Below are 22,511 nucleotides of genomic sequence, written 5' to 3' on the forward strand. Positions count from 1 at the left end.
GGCATGGCCCCTGCGTTGCCCGGTGGCATGGCACAGGAACCATGAGTCCCGGTGCTGCGCCTGCTGGGGCGCTGCCTGACCGGCTTGCAGGCGCAGCACCGGGACTCATGGTTCCTGGGCCATGCCACCGGGCAACGCAGGGGCCATGCCGAGGGTGTGCGCGATGGTTTCGAGCGTGGCCGGGAAGCCGGCTACGAGGCCGGGCGCCAGGTGCTGGTGATCCGCGACAGCCGCCCCGAGGATGCTGCCGTGCCTGGCTGCGACGACAACCTCTTCGACGACTGGCGCCTGCCGCTGACGGCTGAACTGAAAAAACGCTTCAAGGCCGATGTGGCCCTGCGCCTGCCCGCCGAAGCGCAACCCAGCGCTGCGCAATGGAAACTGATTTTCAGCGACACCCCGTCTACCTGCGTGGTGGCCGGGGCGGGCGCGGGCAAATCGACGTCGCTGGTACTGCGCATCCTGCTGTTGCGCCATTACCTGGGCTACGAGCTGGACGCGATGACCGTGGTCACCTTTACCCGCGAGTCGCGCAAAGACTTCATCAAGCGCCTGGTGCAGGTGTTCGCCCTGTGGCAGATCAACCTGCAACCGGCGCAGGCGCGCGAGCTGGTGCGGACCTTCCATTCACGCATTCTGCCGCTGGTGCGCAGCCTGCCGGGTTTTGACCAGCTGCGTGCTTTCGAAACGCTGGGCAGCGACATGCCAGCCGGGCGCGAAGCCGAGGCCGACAGCAACCCGTTCGACCTGCGCTTGAATGACGCCCAGCGCCAGCAACTGAACCAGTGCTACAGCCGCGTGCTGCATGAAAGCCCACGCTTTGCCGAGCTGATCGGCTTGCTGCGAAGCGAAGTCTTGCAGCTCAAACCCCTGGACCCGAACAACCCCGAGGTGCAAAAACGCGCCCAGGTTACGCAATTGGCTGCGCAGCGCGACGAAGAGCTGTGTGATGTGATCGAGGACCTCTGGTTCGCTGCCGGCGCCTGGCCGATCACAGGTATCGAACCGTGCCGCGATACCGTCGAGATCCGTGGCAGCCGGTTTCATGTGCATGGGCGCCTGGCGGGGGGCGGGCCGTTGGTGGTGCTCGGCTTCGATCCGACGGAAAGCGCGCAGTACCAGCGCCCTGGCGCCAAGCTGGCGGTACGCGGTGAGTGGGCGGTCAAACGCACTTTGTTGCAGGCGTTCTGCGACCGGCCGCTGATCTGGCTGGACAACTACGCCATGGCCCGGCGCCTGGCAGCGTCGCTGGCCGGTGATGCCGTGGCGGGCCCTGGCTTCGAGTACAAGGTCAAGGGCGAGCTGGCGGCGGTGCCGCTGCTGGATGCGTTCGTGGGGGCTGCCAATTTCATCGAGAACCTTGGCCTTGAGGTGAACACGGCCGTGGCGTCGATGAGTTTCCCCAGCGGTGACAGCGACGCCCTGTTCTTCGAGGCCCTGGCCTTGTACTGGAAAGCCCTGGAAGCGCACCTGCTGGGCCTGTCGCCACCGGTGATGAGCTACAACCGCATGTTCGCCCTGTTCGGCGAAAACAACCCGGAAAACCTGCGCCTGCTACCCGACCCGCTGTTGCGGCCATTGGCGCACCTGATGATCGACGAGTTCCAGGACGTGTCGCCACAGATCGTCAGCTGGCTGCGTGCGAGTTTGCGCGAAATACGCCGACGCGGCCCGGCCATGCACACCGGGCGGCATGCCCAGCATTCGTCACTGCTGTGCGTGGGCGACGACTGGCAGTCGATCTATGGCTGGCGCGGCAGTTCACCCAAGTACTTCATGGAATTCACCAAGGCCTTTGCTGCACCGGCCAACACCCGCGTGATGCTGGTCGATAACTACCGTTGCCAGCAACAGGTGATCGATGCCGCCGAGCACCTGGTCAAGGGCACCCCGGCAATTGCCGGCAAGAAGGCCCGCGCCAGCGGCCCCGCCGCGCAATTGCCGGGCTCGCCGGTCAAGGTCTTCGACCGGGATGAGGCAGCCTTGGGCCAGACACTGATGGAGCACTACCAGCGCGGCGAGACGGTGATGATGCTGTACCGCAAGGGCAGCGACCGGGCACTGATGAGCGAGCACCTGCAAAGCGTGGTGCAAGCCGAGGCCGCGCTGCCGGCCGAGCAACGCCGGCTGCGCCAGCTGACCTACCACAGTGCCAAGGGGCTGCAGGCCGACGCGGTGTTCATGCTCGGCGACTGCCAGTACCTGACCAGCTCCCCCTACAAGAACCAGGTCTACCGCCAGGCCGGGTTGGGCAAGGCCGCAGACGCTCAGCCGTTCGATACCGCGCAGAAGGAAGAAGTGCAGCGCCTGGCCTACGTGGCAGTGACCCGTGCCGTGCAGCACTGCTATTGGCACGTCGAGGCCGCCAGCGGCGAAGCGGCAGTGGCGCCAAGGGCGTCTGCACGGGTCGATGGCCGGCAGGCATTCTTCGAGGACCTGCGCGGGCAGTGAAGGGCGCTGTGGCCGGCGAGCAAGGGGCGCCGTTCAGCTGAGGGGTGTCGGTCTGGCCTATGCAAGTGTCGGCCCGGCACCAACGCGGCTGCCGGCATCGCGCCAAGGTAGGGGTGTCGCGGCCTTGCCAGGCCTTAGTCAGGAAGCTACCCATGCGTTCATCGTCGACACCCAAGGATTACTTGCTGGACAACAATGGCGTCGAAATCGCGGTGCGCTGCTGGGGCCGGGAGGACGGCATGCCGGTCTTGGCCTTGCATGGTTGGCTGGACAATGCAGCCTCGTTCGACCGCTTGGCACCGCTGCTCGAACACTGTTTCGTCGTGGCCCCCGACCTGGTCGGCCATGGGCGTTCCGACCATCGCCGGCACGACAGTGGCTATTACCTGTGGGAGCACGCCGAGGACATGCTGGCGGTTGCCGACAGCCTCGGCCTGAGCCAATTCCATGTACTGGCCCACGGCATGGGCACGGGGGTGGCGTCGCTGCTTGCGGCCATGACCAGCGGCATCGCCAGCATGACGTTCCTCGACGGCATGGGGGCACCGTTCACCGTCGCCGAGGATGACCGCGTGCAGCACCTGGCGCGGGCCTATCGGCTCAAGCGCATGGTGCAGCGCAGCCAGCTACCGGGCTTCGGCGAGCCGGGCGCCGCCCGCTTCGATGACCTCGACACCGCCTTGGCGCAACGCCGCGAGCGGCTGGACACCGAGCTGTCCGAAGGCGCCGCCCGCTTGTTGGCCATGCGCGACCTGTTGCAGCTGGGCGAGGGCTATTGCTGGCGCCACGACCCACGGCTGGTGCTGCCCGAACCCATGCCGCTGACCGAGCGCGAAGCGTGCGACCTGCTCAGCCAGATCCGCTGCCCGTTGTACCTGATGTTCGGCCGCCAGGGGGCATTTTCCGGCGATGCGTTCAGCCAGCGCCAGGCAGCTTTGCCCGACCATGCGAAGGTGTCCTGGCACCCGGGCGGTCATCATTTCCACCTGGATGCGCCGGACCGGGCGCTGGCCGACCAACTGCTGCGCATCATCGCGCGGCACGAAGGGGGCATGCTGCAACGCCTGGTGAATGAGTAGCGAGTGCTGGTGATGGCCTGGGGCCCTGCGCTATGGTGGTACACCCCCAGGCCAGCAGGAGCCCGCCATGCGACCCTTCGCCATCCAGCACATCGACCACCTGGTACTGCGGGTCAGGGACCTGCCGCGCAGCGTGGCGTTCTATACCGACCTGCTTGGCTGTTCGGTCAGCCGCGTGCGTGAGGACCTGGGCATGGTGCACCTGGCCACGGGCACGGCGATGATCGACCTGGTTACGCTGGACGGGCCGCTGGGGCGAACCGGTGGTGCGGCGCCGGGCGCCGAGGGGCGCAACCTGCATCATTTCTGCCTGCGTATCGAGCCATTCGATGAGCCCGCCTTGCTGGCCTACCTGCAAGCGGCGGGGGTGCAGGTAGAACCTGCCGAGAAACGCTACGGTGCCGAAGGCGAAGGGCCGTCGCTGTACTGCTACGACCCGGATGGCAACCAGGTCGAGCTTAAGGGGCCGATAGCGTCAGTGGCAGCGGTGCACCCCCTCGGGGTTTAACCCTGGCGGCGCCGCACTCCGGGGCAGGCAACCATCAGTCGTAATAGCCGCGCAGCCCGAACGCGTAGCCAGTGTCCACGGTGGCCGGCCGGCCCCGGTTCCAGCGCTTTTTCAATACGAACTCGAATGCTGGCTCGTACAAGGCGTCGCGCACCACTGCGCCGGCCAGCACCTCCACGTCATACCAGCCATTGTCCAGCTCGATGATCGGCCGCCCCGGTACCTGGTAACGCGCCAAGAAGTCACCCAGCGTCTTGGGCGTGAAGTGCTGAAGCATCCGCCAGGTATACAGCATCAGCGCCCCGTGCTCGACGCGCAGTACATAGCCGTTGCGCTGGTGCTTCAGGCGGCTGCCAGCTTCGCGCAGCGCTGGTGTGTGGTTGTCCAGGGTGAACAGAATGCGGTACGGCAGGTTATCGACCCCGGCCAGTGGCAGCACCACACCTTCACTCACGGCTTGGTCGCCGCTGTCGTCATGGGTGAAGGCGTAGGCCAGGTCATCGGGCAGTTGCTGGTCCTGCTTGAACCGTTCGAGCAACTGGATATCGCCCAGCAGAAAGTAGTCGACCCCGTCATTGAGCACTTCGCTGAATTCGTGGCGCATCTGTTTTCCTTATTGTTGCGCAGTGCCATAGCGGCATGGGGTTAGTGCTTCTGTGCGATCTGGATCAGGTTGCCGCAGGTGTCATCGAACACCGCGACGGTTACCGCCCCCTTGTTGGTAGGGTGCTGGGTGAACTGGACGCCGGCGGCGCAGAGCCGGGCATACTCTGCCTGAATGTCACGCACGGCGAAGGAGGTGGCAGGGGTACCCGCTTGCTTGAGTGCAGCTTTGTAGGTTTTGGACGCCGGGTGGTCATCTGCCTCCAGCAGCAGCTCAACGCCGTTGGGGTCGTTGGGGGAGGTGAGGGTCAGCCAGCGGTGGTCGCCCATGGGGATGTCCTGCTTGGGCTCGAAACCGAGTACGTAATGGTAGAAAGCAAGGGCTTTGGCTTGATTGTCGACGAGGATGCTGGTGACGATGATCTTCATGAGTGCACACCGTATGCCTAGGGTCGATAAGTATCAGTAAAGACGCTGAGGGCCATTTGACCAGTGCGCTTGAGCCTACCCAGGGAAAACCTGCTCAAGCCATAGGCAAATGCTTGATCCGCCAGCCACCGCCCGGGCGCCTGCGGGGGTAAAGTGTCAGCCATGATCCCGATTCCCGTGCGCCCAGGCCGGCGCCAGAGAGGTAAGCGTGGCTGCCTATACCCTGCGACAACTCAAGTACTTCGTCACCACGGTAGAAGCCGGTAGCGTGGCGGAGGCTTCGCGCCAGCTTTACATCGCTCAGCCGTCGATTTCCACGGCCATCAAAGGCCTGGAGGAAAGCTTCGGGGTGCAGTTGTTCATCCGCCACCATGCTCAGGGTGTGTCGTTGACGCCCAGCGGCAAGCGCTTTTACGCCAAGGCCAAGTCGCTGCTGCAAATGGCCCATGAGTTCGAACAAAACGCCCTGGCCGACAATGACACCGTTGCCGGGCAGATCGATATCGGTTGCTTCGAAACCGTGGCGCCGTTGTACCTGCCACGGCTGATTGCCGGTTTCCGCCAGCGCTACCCTGGCGTGGATATCCGCCTGCGCGACGGCGAGCAGCAGGACCTGATCCAGGGCCTGACCGCAGGGAGCTTCGACCTGGCGTTTCTCTATGATCACGACCTCGATGGCACCATCGAGGCCGAGCCGCTGATGCCGCCGCAAAAACCGTACGTATTGCTGCCGGAGAACCACCGTTTTGCCAGCCAGGGCCAGGTCTCGCTGCGCGACCTGTGCCCGGAGCCGATGATCTTGCTGGACGTGGCGCCCAGCCGTACCTACTTCGTCAGCCTGTTCAACGAGCTGGGCCTCACGCCGAACATCGTCTTCAGTTCGCCTTCGATCGAGATGGTGCGCGGCATGGTCGGGCAGGGGTTCGGGTTCTCGCTGTTGGTCACCCGGCCGCATTCGCCCTACACCTACGACGGCCAGCGCCTGGTCATGCTGGACATCACCGAGCCGGTGGCGCTGTCGGGGTTGGCCGCGGCTTGGTTGAAGCGTGTACAGCTGACCAAGCCGGCGCAGTTGTTCGTGGCGTTCTGCCGCGAAGAGCTGGCGAAGTTCCAAGATCTGCAGCCGCAGCGCGGTGCCTGACCCAGTTCAGAACCAGCGGTCATTCTTCTTGCGCCCGCGGGTCAGCGCCGGCAGGATCAGCCCCGCCAGCAGGCCCGCGCCGGCGATGCTGCCACCGTAGACCATGTAGCGCATCATCACCTGTTTGTTCTCATCGCCCAGGCGCGCCTGGGTGTCGCGCAGCTCCGACTGGCTCTGGTCGTATTGCTCGTTGAGCGCCTTGTTGCGTGCCTCCAGCTCGTCGATCAGCTTCTTGCGCGAGTCCAGGGTTTCCTGCATGCCTTGCACGCGGTTTTTCCAGCTGTCGTCGATGGTCTTCAGCTGGCCGGTGAGCTCTGCCACCTGCGCATCCAGCAGCGGCAGCCGTTCGTTCTGGCCGGGAACCGCCTGCAGGTCATCGCTGAGGATCCACACCACGTCGCCATTCTGGCCGCGCACCTGGCTGTACTTGCCTTGGCTGCCAAGCAGGGTCAGCTTTTGCCCGGACTTGAGGGTGCCGACAATGCGATGGCCGTCGGTCGGCCCGCTACGCACATAGGTGCTCAGGCTGTCGCTGACCCAGCGTGCGTCGCTGGCGGGCTCTTCGGCATGCACGGGTGCGGCAAGCGCCAGCAGGGCGGCGATCAGGCTGCCGCGCAGGGCAGGGAGGGCGGAGGCGGTTGGGCGGGAATCGGGCATGTTGGTCTTCGCTGCAACGGAGAAAAAGTAGGCCGGTGACTGGGCCGATGAACCGGTCGGTGAGTTGACCGTCAGCGAATGACCTTTTTTTTGTCAGCAGGTTCACTGCCTGGCGTCGGAAATGTCTGCAGGATGTTGCAGCGCCAAAGCCGTGCCGGGGCGCCGCCGATGACGCAATTGTAATGCGGGGATCATCCTGGCGTTATCTGCCGAGGGGCAATCTCGCAACGTCGACATAAAAACAAATGCGACGTTCAAGGAGCATCCGATGACTTGCAGATACCCCCTTAAACTGGCTGCATGCCTGGCCTTGGCCAGCGCCGGTGGCCAGGCACTGGCCGCCGAAAAGAACACCGACGGCTTCATCGAAGGTAGCACCCTCGATGTGCTCAACCGCAACTTCTACTTCAATCGTGACAACCGCGATGCTGCAGCGCCCACGCACAACCCGCGCAAAGCGGCTGACAATGGCTACTCCGAGGCCTGGGCTCACGCCGTGATCGCCCGCTTCGAGTCGGGCTTTACCCAAGGCACGGTCGGTGTCGGCGTGGACGCGTTCGCCATGCTCGGCTTCAAGCTCGATACCGGCGGCGGCCGTAACGGCGGGCGCAGTTCGTTCGATGTATTGCCGGTAGACCATGACGGCCAGGCGCGCGATGAATACACCAAGGTTGGCGGCGCGGCCAAGGTGCGCCTGTTCGATACGGTATTGAAGGTGGGCGATCTGTTTCCGGTTAACCCGGTGGTCGCCGCAGGCGACTCACGGCTGTTGCCCGAGAGCTTTCGGGGCGCGACCCTGGAGAACACCAGCATCAAGGACCTGACCTTGCAGGCGGGGCGCCTGCATGCCATGAGCCAGCCCATGTCCAGCGGCATGCGGGAAAACTTCGCCACCTTCTATGGCGGCCCGGTGGACTCGCCCTGGATCGCCTACGGCGGCGGCGACTACGCCCTCAACGAATATGCCAGTGTCAGCCTGTTCAGCAGCCGGCTCAAGGATGTCTGGAACCAGTACTACGCCGGCACCAGCCTGAGTTGGCCGCTTGGCGAGCGACTGGCGCTGATTGGCGGTTTCAATTACTACAAGGCCGTGGACGAGGGGCGCCAGCGCCTGGGTGCTTTCGACAACGATATCTGGAGTGCCAAGCTGGGCGTGCGTTTCGGTGCCCACACCCTTGCGCTCACCCACCAGCGCAACAATGGCGACGACGACTTCGATTACTTGCGCCAGGCCGACTCGATCTTCCTCGACAACTCCATCCAGTACAGCGACTTCAACTCGCCCAAAGAGCGTTCGTGGATGCTGCGCTATGACCTGAACATGGCGGCCTATGGCGTGCCTGGGTTGTCGTTCATGACCCGTTACGGCAAAGGTAGCGACGCGGACTACAGCAACGCCAACGCCGTATATATGCGCCGGGGTGCCGATGGCAACCCGCTGACCGATCAGAAACGCTGGGAGCGCGATATCGAGGTCAAGTACGTGGTGCAGAGCGGTGCGGCCAAGGACTTGGCGCTGCGCGTACGCCAGGCCACCACCCGCGCCACGGCGTTCGAGTCGGACCTGGACGAAGTGCGGCTGATCGTCGAGTACCCACTGTCGATCCTGTGAATTCACCTTGGTAGCTTTCCAGCTCCTTTGGTTTGGGTGAATGTTTGCGCTCCCCGGGCAATGCAAGTCAGTTAAGTAATTTGGGGCAGTCCAGGGGATCGCGCAGTTCTCGAGTTCAGCGCCAAACCTGTGGGAGCGGGCGTGCCCGCGAAGGGCTGCAAAGCAGCCCCAGTAACGCTCAACTGACAGGCATTACCCTGTGGGGCGCTTTTTTTGCGCAGTAGCCGTTACCGCTGCGCGGGTTCAGGTGTCTGCGGTTTCGCTCGCAGCCTTCGCCGTCTTGACCGACGCCTTTTTCTCCTGCACCACGATATAGAACTCTTCGCCATGCTTCACCGCCCCATACAGCACGGCTTTTTCGATCAGCTCGTTGCCGCGCAGCTGGCGCAGCATCATCGGGTCTTTGCGCAGGTCGCGGTACAGCGCCAGGCAAAGCAGCACCATCACCACCACAAACGGCAGGGCCACCACGATCGTCAGGTTCTGAAGCCCGGTCAGCGCTTCGCCGGGGTCCCGTGGGTCGCCGATCGCCAACATGATGGCCGCGACCGTCCCGGTCAGCGCGCCCCAGAAGATCACCGTGCGCCGCGAAGGTGCGGTGGTGCCGTGCTCCGACAGCGTGCCCATCACCAGCGACGCCGCGTCGGCGCCCGAGACAAAGAAGATGCCCACCAGCACCATCACCAGCACTGACGTCGCCGAGGCCAGTGGGTAGCTGTCCAGCAACTGGTACAACGCATGGTTGCTGTTGACGGCCCCGTTGGCCAGCTGGAAAGCACCTTCGCGCAGGGCATCGACGGCCGCGCCGCCGAAGATGGTGAACCACACCAGGCTGACCAGGCTCGGCACCAGCAGCACGCCGGTAACGAACTGGCGGATGGTGCGGCCACGGCTGATGCGGGCAATGAACATGCCCACGAACGGCGTCCAGGAAATCCACCAGGCCCAATAGAACACTGTCCAGCCGGCCAGCCAGCTGTTCATCTGCTCGCCACCGCTGGCGTTGGTACGGGCCATCATTTCCGGCAGCATCTTGATGTAGATGCCGAGCGAGGTCGGCAGCAGGTTCAGCATGAGCAGGGTCGGCCCGACCATGAACACGAACAGCGCCAGCACCAGGGCCAGCACCATGTTGATGTTGGACAACCACTGGATGCCCTTGCCGATGCCCGATACCGCCGACGAGACGAAGGCGATGGTCAGCAGGGTGATGATGGAGATGTAGAACAGCTTGCCAGGGCTTTCGATCCAGCCGTTGTATTCCAACCCGCCGGCGATCTGCAGGGCGCCCAGGCCCAGTGAGGCCGCCGAGCCGAACAGCGTGGCGAAGATTGCCATCATGTCGATCAGCCGGCCAAGCGGGCCGTTGGCGTGCTTGCCGATCAACGGCCGGAAGGCCGCGGAAATCAACTGTGAGCGGCCCCGGCGGAAGGTACCGTAGGCGATGACCAGGCCGACGATGGCGTACATGGCCCAAGGGTGCAAGGTCCAGTGGAAGAGGGTGGTCGCCATGGCGACCTGCATCGCTTCGCTGGTCTGCCCGCTGGCCGAGCCGGGCGGCGGTGACACGTAGTGCGACAGCGGCTCGGCCACGCCGAAGAACATCAGGCCGATACCCATGCCGGCACTGAACATCATCGCCACCCAGGACACCGTGCGAAACTCTGGCTGTTCGCCATCACGGCCAAGCGGTACCCGCCCGTAGCGGCTGGCGGCCAGCCACAGCACGAACACCACGAACAGGGTGGAGGTCAGTACGAAGAACCAGCCAAAGTTGAGAATGACCCACGATTGAGCGGTGGAGGCACTGCGCGCCAGGCTGGCCTGGTTGATGAAGCCCCAGAGCACGAAAGCGATGGCCAGGATGCTGGTGAAACCGAAGACCACCCAGTCCAGCTTGCCCTCGAAGCGCCGGTCCTGGCGGGCTTCTGCGGTTTTCGAGGGGTCGGTAACGCCAAGGTCGAGTGTTTCGTTGATGTGTTCCTTTACCATGAATGTTGAGGCCCCTGTGTGGCTTGCCTGTTCGTGCAGGCTTGTAGTTGTGTGAGCTACCGAGGGCGTTGGCGCCTCGGCCGGGTGGAGTGCTGGCGGAATTATCCTGCGCGGTCAGCGCCGGCACCTGTCCCGATAGCGTCCTGGGGCTGCCCTTGCGCGACTTGGCAAATACTTTTAGTTCTGGGGGCATTGGCCCTTTCTGTCTCGGCTTCTGGTACGCTGGTGGGCATTACCCGGGGCCGCACATCAAGCACCGTAGAAGCGCTGTCGCGTGCGGGCCCGGCCGTACCAGGAAACGGAGATTCGTAATAATGGCCACTGACCGTGTGAGCCTGATTCATTTCGATAAACTGAGCATGAGCCCTGCCGCAGCCGAGCGGTTCCAGCATGCTCTTGATGCGCTGGAAGCGCTCAAGCTGCAAGACCGTTACGTTTACCTCATCGCGCCTTACCTTGGGGATATCGCTGACGCTTGCGACGCCGACCAATTGAAGACGGCCTTGGAACAAGGCCTACGCGTTGTCGACGAGCTGGTGGCCGCCTACTCGGTCAACAAGGCCAAGGCCGATGAAGTGAGCAAAGTGTTCAAGGATGCTGGCGCGCGCGCGCGGGCTGAATTGCCCGGCTGAACGGCATATGGCCAAAGACATCGACAACCCCTGCGTTTCGCTGTGCCAGCTCAACAGTGAGCTGTGCGTGAGCTGCGGCCGTACCCGCGAGGAAATCCGCAAATGGCGGGGCATGAAGCGCCCCGAGAAGATGGCGACCGTGCAGCGGGCGGCCACGCGCATGAAGGCCATCGCCAAGAAGGCGGCCAAGCGGCAGGTCAGTTAGGCCCTGCTGGCAGCTCATCAGCCCCCACAGGGGGCGCAAAGCTTGAGGTCTGCACTGCTCCTGTGGGAGCCCGGCTTGCCGGCGATGGGCCGCACTCCTTTTTTTGCCCATAAAAGGTCCGCTAGTCGGCCTCTGATGGTCCAGACTGTATACAGCCCCACACCTGATGCAGCCGACCAGCATTGCTCAAGCCATTGGTCACCCAGCGGGGCGGCGAAGTTACAACTGCCGAGGGTCGTTGATGATCAAGCGTCGCCTGCGCCACGCCTTGCCCTTGTTGTGCCTGATGCTGCTGCCCCTGGCGGCGGTAGCCGATGACACATGCCGGCGGCTGACCGCCACCGGTAACCCGGAATACCCGCCTTACCTGTGGCGCGATCCGCGCAACCCGCAGCAGTTGATGGGTGCCAATGCCGATTTGCTCAAGCACCTGGGCAAGCAGCTCGGGCTGGAGATCGACGTGGTTTACGCTGGGCCGTGGTCACGCGCGCAGGAAGAAGTGCGCACTGGTCGGATCGACCTTCTGGCCGGGTACTTTCGCACCGAGGCGCGGCAACAGCACATGGACTTCATCGAGCCACCGTTCCTGGCCACCCCCAGCGTGGTCTGGGTGCGCCAGGGTGACGCCTTTGCCTACCGGCAATGGGCGGACCTGAAGGGCCGCAAGGGCGGTACGTTGGTGAACAACAGCCATGGCCAGCAGTTCGATGAGTACGCGCAGGCTCATCTCACGCTCGAAGCGGTACCCACTGCTCGCCAGGCGTTCGAAAAACTGGTGCACAAGCGCAGTGCCTACGTGGTTTACGAACAGTACCCAGGCATGGCCCTGGCGCGCACGCTGGGTATTGGCGGTGCCGTGCAGGTACTGCAGCCACCGGTCTCCAGTGAAGGGTTGTACCTGGCCATTTCGCATAATTCACCCTGCAACCAGCCACAGCTGCGCGCAGCACTGGCCCGGGAAATGGCCAGGATCGTGGGCGGAGCCCTGCCGCAGCAGTTGTTGAAGGAGAACATGAGGCAATGGCAATGACAGGCCGTGCGCAGGCCGTTGCTACAGCGCGTGGGCCAGCTGCTCGGCTTCCTTGGCGTTGCTGACGTTGACCGCGCCAGGCAAATGCACATCATTTTTTGCCGCCAGCAGCTCGGCCATCACGCTGACGGCGATTTCCGCCGGGGTCTTGCTGCCGATATAGATGCCTATCGGCCCATGCAAACGCTGTAGCGACGCTTCGCTTTCGCCGAAATGCTCGATCAGCCGCTCACGGCGCAGTTGGCTGTTGCGCCGCGAGCCGATGGCGCCAATGTAGAAGGCCGGGCCGTGCAAGGCTTCGAGCAAGGCCAGGTCGTCCAGCTTGGGATCATGGCTGACGGCAACGATGGCGCTGCGCACATCTGCCTTGAAGGCACGGACCACATCGTCTGGCATGCCTGGCAGCAGGGTAACGCCGGGGATGCTCCAGCCTGCCGTGTATTCCGGGCGCGGGTCGCACAACGAGACACTGAAGCCGTTGAACAGGGCCATGGTTGCGAGGTACTCGGCCAGGGCGCCAGCACCGATCAGCAGCAGGCGGTAACCAGGCCCAAGGGTGCTGCACAGGCGCTGGCCATCAAACCTGAACAGTTGTGGGGTAGCGGTGGCAACCAGGCTGGCAGCACCCGTGTGCAAGTCGAGTTCGCGACACATCAGGTTGCCGCTGTCCAGGCTGGCCAGCAGTTGTTCCAGGTGCGACAACGCGGGCGCGAACTCCAGCACCAGTTCAAGGGTGCCGCCGCAGGGCAGGCCGAAGCGGTGGGCTTCGTCTGCGCTGACGCCGTAGCGCACTACCTGCGGCTGGCCGCTGGGCATGCCGGGGCCACCGTAGGCGCTGGTGTAGCGGTGGATGAGGTCGTCCTCGATACAGCCACCGGATACGCTGCCAACTACCCGGCCATCGCTGCGCAGCGCCATCATCGAGCCGACCGGGCGCGGTGAAGAGCCCCATGTACGGGCGACCGTGGCAAGCAGGGCGCGGTGGCCGCCGGCAAGCCAGTCGCGGGTGGTGCGCAGCACCAGCAGGTCGATGCTTTCCATGGAAACTCCGTTACAACACTGTCGAGAAGGTTGGCTCAGGCATGCCCCCTTCAGCGCATATGCAAGATGATGGGGCTACTGCTGGCCGGGTCGGTGTGCCCGCGCAACTTGCTTACCGCCTGCGCGTCCACCGCGCCGCCCTGGTTGCCCCAGGCCGAGCGCACGAACGTCAGCACTTCGGCGATCTCCTTGTCTCCCAGTTGCTCGCGAAAGGCCGGCATACGGTAAGCATCTGGCACTCCAGCAGACACTACGCGCTGTGAACCGTTCAAGGTGATATTGATCGCCGACGCGTCCTCTTTGGCCAAAGCCGATGTAGCCCCGGCCAGTGGTGGCATCGATGGCGTCTGGCCCTTGCCGTCCAGGCCATGGCACGACGCGCAGCGGGTCACGTAGGTGTGCGCCCCGGGGGCGTCCAGCCGCTCGGCAGCCGACACCGCCTGGTACTGCCAGGGCGCGCCATCGCGCTGAGGGTCACCGGGCAGCGACTTCAGGTAATGGGCGATGGCGGCCAGGTCGTCGTCAGTCATGAACTGGGTGGAGTTGTTGAATGCCTCGGTCATCGAACCGAATACCACGGCATGGCGGTTGCGGCCGGTCTTGAGGAACTGGGCGATTTCCGCTTCGCTCCAGCGCCCCAACCCGGTGTTGTGGTCCGCACGCAGGCTCGGTGCATACCAGCCATCGAGCAATGCCCCGGCCAGGTACGCTGTGCCGCTGTCGTCCAGGGCCTTTTCGTTGAACGCCAGGCCACGCGGCGTGTGGCAACTGCCGCAGTGGCCAGGGCCCTGGACGATGTAGGCACCTCGGTTCCACTGCGCGTCCTGCCCCGCCTGGGCGGTGTACGGCGCCGTCGGGGCGAACAGGCCGTTCCACAGCGCAATGGGCCAGCGCAGGTTCAGCGGCCACGGGATATCGCTGGGCAGGTTGGCTTGCTTGGCCGGCTGCACGCCGTGCATGAAAAACGCATACAGCGCCTTTACATCGTCATCGCTGAGTTTGGCGTACGAGGGGTAGGGCATGGCCGGGTACAGGCGCCGGCCACCAGGCGCCACGCCGTGGCGCACGGCGCGGTCGAAGTCCGCCAGGCTGTAGGCACCGATGCCAGTGTCGCGATCGGGGGTGATATTGGTGGCATGAATGGCCCCCAGCGGGGTGGCCATTTGGAGCCCGCCGGCGAACGGTTGGCCTTCTGGCAGGCTGTGGCAGGCGACGCAGTCGCTGAGCCGGGCCACGTATTCGCCACGGCTGACCAGCGCTGCGGCGGCGGTGTCCGCCTGCGCGTCGGTGAACGGCGAAGCGGGCTCGCGGGTGACATACCAGGCCAGCAGGCCCGCCGCGATCAGGCACGGCAGCGCCAGCCAACCAGCGGTTCTTGCGAAACGATGGGTCATGGGGCAATCCTTGTGCGTCAGCTGAAAGTATGGCGGCTCATTGGCAGGCTGCGTACGCGCTGGCCGGTCAGTTGCGCCACCGCGTTGGCCACTGCCGGCGCGACTGCGGGCAGTGGCGGTTCGCCAATGCCGCCCATCTTCGCCCCGCTTTCGACAATGCGCACATGTACCCGTGCCATGCGCGAAGGCGGCAGGATCGGGTACAGGTCGTAATTGCGCGCGCGCGGCTTGCCATCCACGTACACCGCTTCTTCCACCAGCGTCTGCGACAGGCCCAAGGCCACCGCACCATTGACCTGGTGCTCGATGATGGCCGGGTTGACGATACTGCCGGGGTCGATGGCCTGCCAGATATCGTGCACCTTGACCTGGCCGTTCTCCATCGACACTTCGGCGATGACGGCTGCGTGCGAGCCGAAGGGCGAGGCCATGGCCACGCCACGGGCCCGCTTGCTGCCATCTTCGGCGGTGAACGGCCCGCGCTTCCAGCCCCCGGACAAGTCGGCGACCGCGTTCAGCAGGGTGGTCAGCCGGGGGTTGTCGCGCAGCAGGTGCAGGCGCAGTTCGAACGGGTCCTTGCCACCTTTGTCGGCCAGTTCGTCTAGAAACGACTCATAGAAGAAATCGTTCAGCGAGTTGCCCACCGAGCGCCAGTAGCCGAGCATGGCCGGGCCTTTGACATAGACCTGGGCAATGCGTTTGTTGGCGATGGCATAGGCCTTGCCCGACAGCCCCTCAAGCGCGGTGGGGTCGACCTTGTCGCCCTGCTTGCCCGCCAGGGCCTCGGTCGGGCCTTCGGTGGCGCTGACCGCTTCGATGGCCACCGGCAGGCCGTCGGCATCGAGCCCAGCGCGGAACTTCACCACGGCGACCGGGCGCAGTACATCACGCAGAAACTCTTCTTCGCGGCTCCAGATCAGTTTGACCGGCCGGCCCACCGCCTTGGCCAGGGCAATGGCCTGCGGGTAGGGGTTGGCCGATTCGTACAGGAAGTGGCGGCCGAAGAAGCCGCCCAACAGTGGCGAGTGCAGGTTGATCTGGCCGGTTTGCAGGCCGGTGCGTTGAGCGATGTCGTCGCGGAACATGTCCGGGGCCTGGTTGGGCAGCCAGACATCCAGCGTGCCATCGGCATTGAAGCGGGCCAGGGCCGACGGTGGCTCCAGCTGGGCATGGTTCAGGTACTGGTTGTGGTAGCTGGCCTCGACCCGGGTCTTGGCATTGGCCAAGGCACCCGCTACATCGCCTTCGTTTTCTTCATCGCGCGCCGGGCCATCGACCGTGGCCAGGTGCTCGCGCCAGCCGTCGCTGGAAAAATCAGCCGGCATCGCCCGCAGGGTGCTGTCGGCGGCTGGCTCTTGCCAATCGACTTGAAGGGCTTCGACGGCGCGCTTGGCGTGCCACCAGCGTTCAGCGACCACCGCTACCGCCCCTGGCAACTGATGCACCGAGTGCACGCCGTTCATGGCCTTGACCTGGCCTTCGTTACGCAGGCTGCCAACGGTCATGCCCAGGCGCGGCGCATGCTGCACGGCGGCGTGGAGCATGCCGTCCACCTTGATGTCGATGCAGTATTGGGCTTTGCCGGTGGATTTGTCGTAGGCATCCAGGCGCCGAACCGGCTTGCCGATCCAGCGGAACTGGCCAGGGTCGCGCAGCTTGACGCTGGCCGGGTCGGGTACCGGCAGGTCCATGGCCCGCCCGGCCAGTTCGCCGTAAGGCACCGAGCGGCCGCTCGTGGTATGTACCACGTTACCCGGGGTGCTCGACAGTTCGGCCACCGGCACTCCCAGTTTTTCGGCGCCAGCCTGCAGCAACATGGCCCGGGCGAGGGCGCCCAGGCGGCGCATGGTGGGGTAGCTCATGCGTACCGACATGCTGCCGCCGGTAATCCGCATGCCGTTTTCCATCACCACATAGGCTTCGCCGGGTGGCGCGCTTTCGACCACGAAGTGCGCGGGGTCCACGTCCAGCTCTTCACCGACGATCTGGGCCATGGCGGTGAACGGCCCCTGGCCGCCTTCCATGAACGGGCTGAGCAGGCGCACCGTACCGTCTGGGCGAATTTCCAGAAACGCCGGCACTTGGGTGCCGCGTTCTGCTGTGGCCACGGCGGCGGCTTGCACCCGCGGCACGCCCACCGGCAGGCCGAAGCCCAGCACCAGTGCGCCCACGGCAGTGCCGGCGAGGAAGCGACGGCGTGACAGGTTGACCGTTTCGCCGCGCTGCAGTGCGAGCAGTTCGGCAGGGGTATCGACGGGTGTGTTCATCAGGCCTGCTCCCCTTGGGCCAAGTCGTGCATGGCGGCATGGATGGCGTTGTAGGTGCCGCAGCGACACAGGTTGACCATGGCTGCGTCGATCTGCTCGGCGCTGGGTTTGGGCGTGTGCTTGAGCAGCGCGGTGGCCGCCATCACCTGGCCGGACTGGCAGTAGCCGCACTGAGCCACCTGGTGGTCGACCCACGCCATGACCACCCGTTGGCCGACCGGGTCGGCTTCGATCGCTTCGATGGTGGTGACCTCGCGGCCGACCACGCCGGCCACCGGGGTGACGCAGGCACGGACCACGTTGCCGTCGACCAGTACCGAACACGCGCCGCACTGGGCCAGGCCGCAGCCATACTTGGTGCCGGTCAGCCCCAGGTCATCGCGGATCACCCACAACAGGGGCGTGTCGGCGTCCGCCTCGACCTGGTAGGTCTTCTGGTTGATGCGTAGTTCCATGGTTCACCTGCCAGTCATCGGTTGTTGTCGCGGGGTCATGTCGGGTGGGGAATACATTGTTCCCCGGTGGGGAAACGCTAGCACAGGCCGGCGGCCAACGGTTTGAACCGGGTGGCAGGTTCAGAGAATCAGGCAAGTAATCCGTTGGAATGCGCAACTGGGCAGCCAGGCAGGACGTGCGCGGTAAAAACCCGGATAATGCCGGCCAATTTCGTCTTGCACGCTTAAATCACGGTAATCCCGCATGGAAATCAAGGTTAACTTTCTCGACAATCTGCGCCTCGAAGCGAAGTTCGACGACTTCACGGTGATCGCCGACCAGCCGATCCGCTACAAAGGCGATGGTTCGGCCCCGGGCCCGTTCGATTACTTCCTGGCGTCTTCGGCCTTGTGTGCGGCTTACTTCGTCAAGCTTTACTGCCAGACCCGCGACATACCGACAGAAAACATCCGCCTGTCGCAGAACAACATTGTCGACCCGGAAAACCGCTACAACCAGATCTTCAAGATCCAGGTGGAACTGCCCGAGGACATTTCCGAAAAGGACCGCCAGGGTATCCTGCGTTCCATCGACCGCTGCACGGTGAAGAAAGTGGTGCAGACCGGCCCGGAGTTCGTCATCGAGGTGGTCGACAACCTCGACGCCGATGCGCAGGGCCTGCTGATGCCGGTGTCCGATACCAGCACCTGCATCCCCGGCAAGGACCTGCCGCTGGAGCAGACCATCGCCAACATGTCGGGCATTCTCGCCGGGCTGGGGATGAAGATCGAGATCGCCTCATGGCGCAATATCGTCCCCAATGTGTGGTCGCTGCACGTTCGCGACGCGCAGTCGCCCATGTGCTTCACCAACGGCAAGGGCGCTACCAAGGAGGCCGCACTGGCCTCGGCGCTGGGCGAGTTCATCGAACGCCTGAACTGCAACTTCTTCTACAACGACCAGTTCTGGGGCGAAGACCTGGCCAATGCCGCGTTCGTGCATTACCCCGACGAGCAGTGGTTCAAGCCCGGCCCGCGCGACGCGCTGCCGGCCGAGATTCTCGATGCGCATTGCCTGGAAATCTACAACCCCGATGGCGAGCTGCGCGGCTCTCACCTGTACGACACCAACTCGGGCAACACGGCGCGCGGGATCTGCTCGCTGCCGTTCGTGCGCCAGTCTGACCAGCAAGTGGTGTACTTCCCGTCCAACTTGATCGAAAACCTGTTCCTCAGCAACGGCATGAGCGCTGGCAACACCCTGGCCGAGGCGCAGGTGCAGTGCCTATCGGAAATCTTCGAGCGGGCGGTGAAGCGTGAAATCCTCGAAGGCGAATTGTGCCTGCCGGATGTGCCGCACGAAGTCCTGGCCAAGTACCCGGCCATCCTTGCGGGTATCCAGGGCCTGGAAGCGCAGGGCTTCCCGGTACTGGTCAAGGATGCCTCGCTGGGGGGTGAGTTCCCGGTCATGTGCGTGACCCTGATGAACCCGCGCACCGGTGGCGTTTTCGCCTCGTTCGGTGCCCACCCAAGCCTGGAAGTGGCGCTGGAACGCAGCCTTACCGAACTGCTGCAGGGGCGCAGCTTCGAGGGCCTGAACGACTTGCCGCAACCGACCTTCGAAAGCCATGCGCTGACCGAACCGAACAACTTCGTCGAACACTTCATCGATTCCAGCGGGGTGGTGTCGTGGCGTTTCTTCAGCGCCAAGGCCGACTTCGAGTTCGTCGAGTGGGATTTCTCTTGCCACGGCGCAGACTCCAACCAGCAGGAGGCCGCCACGCTGTTCGGCATTCTGGAAGACATGGGCAAGGAAGTGTACATGGCGGTGTACGACAACCTGGGCGCCACAGCCTGCCGTATCCTGGTGCCGGGTTATTCCGAGATCTACCCGGTCGAAGACCTGATCTGGGACAACACCAACCGCGCCCTGGCGTTCCGTGCCGACATCCTCAACCTGCACAGCCTCGACAGCCGTTCGCTGAAACTGCTGCTCAAGCGCCTGGACAACTGCGATGTCGATGACTACACCACCATCACCACGCTGATCGGCGTGGAGTTCGACGAGAACACTGCCTGGGGCCAGCTGACCATTCTTGAACTCAAGCTGCTGATCTGCCTGGCCGTGCAACGTTTCGAGGAGGCCAAGGAACTGGTCGAGGCGTTCTTGCAGTTCAACGACAACACCGTCGAACGTGGCCTGTTCTACCAGGCGCTGAATGTGGTGCTGGAGGTGCAACTGGATGACGAACTGGAGCTGGGCGACTACGAGGCTAACTTCCGCCGCATGTTCGGCAATGCGCGCATGGACGCGGTGCTGGGCTCGGTTGACGGCAGCGTCCGCTTCCATGGCCTGACCCCGACCAGCATGAAGCTCGAAGGCCTCGACCGGCACCTGCGGTTGATCGAGAGCTACAAGAAGCTGCATGCGGCGCGGGCCCGCTTCGCCTGATAGCGGCTTTACACAGCGTTGAATGGCACCGGCCACCCGGTGCCATTCAACGTGCCGTCTGTGCCCCCCCCCGGACCAACTCGAACCAGGCGCGCATGGCCTTGGCCAGTATCTGTCGCTTACGCCGCGCTCAAATGAAACGAGTATGTATTTCTGCCACCCTATCCATGTCGGCCATTTAGTCTTGGCCTGTAGGATATTTCTGTAGTTATCCTGCTTTTCATAAAGCCTTTGTTCTTCTTTTTGGGTGGGCTCCTGAAGTTAGAGCGGTGCCGCCTGTGCCCAAAAGCTACTTGCTGCTTAAGTTGTAGGAAACTTCCTAATTTCTCGTTTGGGCTAGCGGGCTATTGAAAAAAGAGTCATGGTTAGACGGGTGATCCAGTCGGATTCTACCTCGCGTTCATGTTCGTCGAAGGGCCTGCAGTATCCTGCTTAAACTGTTCTGGCTTTCAGTCGATGAATTCAGTTCTCGAGGTCACCTGCGCTCAGGAGGAACCATGGCTTCAAACAGTTTTCAGAATGAGGTGCCCAAGGCACGCGTCAATATCAAGCTTGACTTACATACTGGCGGCGCTCAGCGCAAAGTAGAGCTGCCGCTAAAACTCATGCTCATGGGCGATTACAGCAACGGCAAAGAGCAACGTCCGCTGTCTGAGCGGGTAAAAGTCAATATCAACAAGAATAACTTTGACAATGTGCTTTCTGAGTTTTCGCCAAGCCTGCAATTGTTTGTCAAGGACACGCTCGCCAACGATGGGGCTGAAACGCCTGTCGAGTTGAGCTTTCAGCGCATGAAGGATTTCGAGCCCGAACAGGTCGCGCGGCAGATACCGCAGTTACGTGCGCTGCTGGCAATGCGAAACCTGCTGCGTGAGTTGAAAGCCAATCTCCTCGATAACGCCACGTTCCGTATTGAGCTGGAACGCATACTCAAAGATGAAGCATTGAGTGACGCGTTGCGTAAGGAGTTGGCTGCGCTTGCCCCTCAAGGCGAACGCTAGGCAACCATCATTTCGACCGACCGGAAGCGAACCCATGTCCGAAGAGCAATCCCCTGCGCAATCGCGCGGTGCCGCTGTGCGAGTGAAAGACAGCCAGAATGTTTATCACGCCCTGTTTGAAAAAATAAATCTCGAACCCCTTGATCACATGGGCGGTATCGACGCCTACCAGAGTGTGGAAGTGCTGTCCGATGCAACGCCCAATGAGCGTGTCACTGCGTCGGTCAGTGTCTTTCTTGAACGGCTCAAGCACGTCTCCCCCAAGCTGGAGCGCCTGGACAGGGCACTGCTGGATGAGCATATTGCCTCGATCGATGCCCAGATCAGCAGCCAGCTGGACGAGGTGATGCATCACCCGGACTTCCAGCGGGTCGAGTCGATCTGGCGAGGGGCGAAGTCGTTGATCGACCAGACGGATTTCCGTCAGAACGTGCGCATCGAGTTGCTGGATGTCAGCAAAGAGCACTTGGCCCAAGACTTTGAAGATGCGCCCGAGATTGCGCAAAGCGGTATGTACCTGCATACCTATACTCAAGAATATGATACGCCGGGTGGGGAGCCTATCGCGGCAGCAGTCTCGAACTACGCGTTTGGCCGTGGCGCGCAAGACATTGCACTGTTGCGCAATATCTCTAAAGTCGCGGCCTCTGCCCATATGCCATTCCTGTGCTCAATGGGTCCCGCATTCTTTGGCAAGGAAACCATGGAGGAAGTGGCCGCGATCAAGGATATCGGCAACTACATGGACCGCGCCGAGTACATCAAGTGGCACGCCTTTGCCGAAAGCGATGATGCCCGTTATGTAGGCAGCACGTTGCCTTGCACTTTGGGCCGCCTGCCTTATGGGCCGGATACAAACCCGGTTCGGCTGTTCAACTATGAAGAGCGCGTGAAGGGGCCGGATCACAGCAAATATCTTTGGGTCAGTTCGACGTTCGCGTTTGCAGCCAATATGGTCAAAAGCTTCATTGCCAATGGGTGGTGCGTACAAATTCGAGGGCCGCAATCAGGGGGTGCTGTGACCAACCTGCCCATCCACCTGTATGACATGGGTACGGGCAGCCAAGTCAAAATTCCTTCGGAAGTGATGATTCCAGAAACACGGGAGTTCGAGTTTGCCAATCTTGGCCTGATTCCCTTGTCGTATTACAAGAATCGCGACTATGCGTGCTTTTTTTCGGCGAACTCAGCGCACAAACCCGCGATGTATGACACGCCTGAGGCCACGGCCAACAGCCGCATCAATGCTCGGCTGCCTTATGTATTCCTGCTTTCTCGTATCGCGCACTATTTGAAGGTGATCCAGCGGGAAAGCATCGGTACGACCAAGGACAGGCGCTTGTTGGAGCTGGAACTGAACAGGTGGCTAAGTGGGCTGGTCACTGAAATGACCGATCCCGGCGATGATTTGCAAGCTTCTCATCCGCTAAGGGAGGGGAAAGTAATCGTCGAAGACATTGATGACAACCCGGGGTTCTTCAGGGTCAAGCTGTTTGCCGTGCCGCATTTCCAGGTTGAAGGCATGGACATCAACCTGTCATTGGTTTCGCAGATGCCCAAAGCCAAATCCTGACAGCGTACCG

General features: G+C 63.0%; 19 protein-coding genes. 11 read left to right on the plus strand and 8 right to left on the minus strand.

From position 1 onward, the window contains the following. Positions 1–51: 51 nt before the first annotated feature. The 3 genes from GYA94_RS14680 (at position 52) to GYA94_RS14690 (ending at position 4,038) form a co-directional block, all read left to right on the plus strand. A complete protein-coding gene (locus GYA94_RS14680) occupies positions 52–2,451 on the plus strand; it encodes a UvrD-helicase domain-containing protein (RefSeq protein WP_255326939.1) in 2,400 nt (799 codons plus the stop codon). A gap of 152 nt (positions 2,452–2,603) precedes the next feature. Next, positions 2,604–3,530 (plus strand): alpha/beta fold hydrolase, encoded by a 927-nt coding sequence (locus GYA94_RS14685; protein ID WP_161892572.1) that lies wholly within the window; start codon positions 2,604–2,606, stop codon positions 3,528–3,530. A gap of 67 nt (positions 3,531–3,597) precedes the next feature. Continuing rightward, positions 3,598–4,038: a VOC family protein gene (locus tag GYA94_RS14690; protein ID WP_110679635.1), complete on the plus strand. Its 441-nt coding sequence runs from the start codon at positions 3,598–3,600 to the stop codon at positions 4,036–4,038. A 34-nt stretch (positions 4,039–4,072) separates the two neighbouring features. On the opposite strand, the gene GYA94_RS14695 is transcribed toward GYA94_RS14690, so the two are convergent. Together GYA94_RS14695 and GYA94_RS14700 are read right to left on the minus strand one after the other, a co-directional pair. Then, a complete protein-coding gene (locus GYA94_RS14695; RefSeq protein ID WP_110679634.1) occupies positions 4,073–4,642 on the minus strand; it encodes a hypothetical protein in 570 nt (189 codons plus the stop codon). A 41-nt stretch (positions 4,643–4,683) separates the two neighbouring features. Next, entirely contained in the window at positions 4,684–5,070 is a 387-nt protein-coding gene (locus GYA94_RS14700; protein WP_161892573.1) for a VOC family protein, read from the minus strand. A 208-nt stretch (positions 5,071–5,278) separates the two neighbouring features. On the opposite strand from GYA94_RS14700, the gene GYA94_RS14705 reads away from it, so the two are divergent. Continuing rightward, entirely contained in the window at positions 5,279–6,211 is a 933-nt protein-coding gene (locus GYA94_RS14705; protein ID WP_029887319.1) for a LysR family transcriptional regulator, read from the plus strand. A gap of 6 nt (positions 6,212–6,217) precedes the next feature. Here GYA94_RS14705 and GYA94_RS14710 read toward each other — a convergent pair whose 3' ends face one another. Continuing rightward, a complete protein-coding gene (locus GYA94_RS14710; protein ID WP_029887318.1) occupies positions 6,218–6,868 on the minus strand; it encodes a TIGR04211 family SH3 domain-containing protein in 651 nt (216 codons plus the stop codon). A 268-nt stretch (positions 6,869–7,136) separates the two neighbouring features. Here GYA94_RS14710 and GYA94_RS14715 point away from each other — a divergent pair, with 268 nt between their 5' ends. Further along, a complete protein-coding gene (locus GYA94_RS14715) occupies positions 7,137–8,480 on the plus strand; it encodes an OprD family porin (RefSeq protein ID WP_161892574.1) in 1,344 nt (447 codons plus the stop codon). Positions 8,481–8,723: 243 nt separating this feature from the next. Here GYA94_RS14715 and GYA94_RS14720 read toward each other — a convergent pair whose 3' ends face one another. After that, on the minus strand, positions 8,724–10,472 hold the full coding sequence (locus GYA94_RS14720) for a BCCT family transporter (RefSeq protein WP_110679630.1): 1,749 nt from the start codon (positions 10,470–10,472) through the stop codon (positions 8,724–8,726). Positions 10,473–10,786: 314 nt separating this feature from the next. Between GYA94_RS14720 and GYA94_RS14725 the strand changes: the two genes are divergently transcribed. The 3 genes from GYA94_RS14725 (at position 10,787) to GYA94_RS14735 (ending at position 12,339) form a co-directional block, all read left to right on the plus strand. Then, positions 10,787–11,104 carry a hypothetical protein gene (locus GYA94_RS14725; protein ID WP_110679629.1) on the plus strand — a complete coding sequence of 106 codons (318 nt, stop codon included), beginning with the start codon at positions 10,787–10,789 and terminating at the stop codon, positions 11,102–11,104. A 7-nt stretch (positions 11,105–11,111) separates the two neighbouring features. Then, the gene (locus tag GYA94_RS14730; RefSeq protein WP_029887314.1) at positions 11,112–11,309 is read left to right on the plus strand and encodes a DUF1289 domain-containing protein; all 198 of its coding nucleotides are present in this window, start codon (positions 11,112–11,114) and stop codon (positions 11,307–11,309) included. A 241-nt stretch (positions 11,310–11,550) separates the two neighbouring features. Then, on the plus strand, positions 11,551–12,339 hold the full coding sequence (locus GYA94_RS14735; protein WP_161892575.1) for a substrate-binding periplasmic protein: 789 nt from the start codon (positions 11,551–11,553) through the stop codon (positions 12,337–12,339). 21 nt (positions 12,340–12,360) lie between these two features. Here the strand turns inward: GYA94_RS14735 and GYA94_RS14740 are convergent, their stop codons facing one another. From GYA94_RS14740 to GYA94_RS14755, 4 genes are read right to left on the minus strand one after another with little or no spacing between them, the layout of a single operon-like run. Next, a complete protein-coding gene (locus tag GYA94_RS14740) occupies positions 12,361–13,380 on the minus strand; it encodes an XdhC family protein (RefSeq protein ID WP_161892576.1) in 1,020 nt (339 codons plus the stop codon). Between the two features lie 50 nt (positions 13,381–13,430). Next, positions 13,431–14,774 (minus strand): c-type cytochrome, encoded by a 1,344-nt coding sequence (locus GYA94_RS14745; RefSeq protein ID WP_161892577.1) that lies wholly within the window; start codon positions 14,772–14,774, stop codon positions 13,431–13,433. Between the two features lie 17 nt (positions 14,775–14,791). Further along, entirely contained in the window at positions 14,792–17,041 is a 2,250-nt protein-coding gene (locus tag GYA94_RS14750; RefSeq protein ID WP_110679625.1) for a xanthine dehydrogenase family protein molybdopterin-binding subunit, read from the minus strand. Continuing rightward, positions 17,041–17,496 carry a (2Fe-2S)-binding protein gene (locus tag GYA94_RS14755; protein WP_161892578.1) on the minus strand — a complete coding sequence of 152 codons (456 nt, stop codon included), beginning with the start codon at positions 17,494–17,496 and terminating at the stop codon, positions 17,041–17,043. Before GYA94_RS14755 ends, GYA94_RS14750 begins: the two co-directional genes overlap by 1 nt. 244 nt (positions 17,497–17,740) lie before the next feature. On the opposite strand from GYA94_RS14755, the gene GYA94_RS14760 reads away from it, so the two are divergent. The 3 genes from GYA94_RS14760 (at position 17,741) to tssC (ending at position 22,501) form a co-directional block, all read left to right on the plus strand. Next, entirely contained in the window at positions 17,741–19,927 is a 2,187-nt protein-coding gene (locus GYA94_RS14760) for an OsmC domain/YcaO domain-containing protein (RefSeq protein WP_161892579.1), read from the plus strand. A 497-nt stretch (positions 19,928–20,424) separates the two neighbouring features. Then, on the plus strand, positions 20,425–20,928 hold the full coding sequence (gene tssB, locus GYA94_RS14765) for a type VI secretion system contractile sheath small subunit (protein WP_110679623.1): 504 nt from the start codon (positions 20,425–20,427) through the stop codon (positions 20,926–20,928). A 34-nt stretch (positions 20,929–20,962) separates the two neighbouring features. Next, positions 20,963–22,501, plus strand: a complete 1,539-nt coding sequence (gene tssC / locus GYA94_RS14770; RefSeq protein ID WP_110679622.1) for a type VI secretion system contractile sheath large subunit — start codon at positions 20,963–20,965, stop codon at positions 22,499–22,501. Positions 22,502–22,511: the final 10 nt, after the last annotated feature.

The sequence above is a fragment of the Pseudomonas juntendi genome (assembly GCF_009932375.1).
GTDB classification, from domain to species: domain Bacteria; phylum Pseudomonadota; class Gammaproteobacteria; order Pseudomonadales; family Pseudomonadaceae; genus Aquipseudomonas; species Aquipseudomonas juntendi.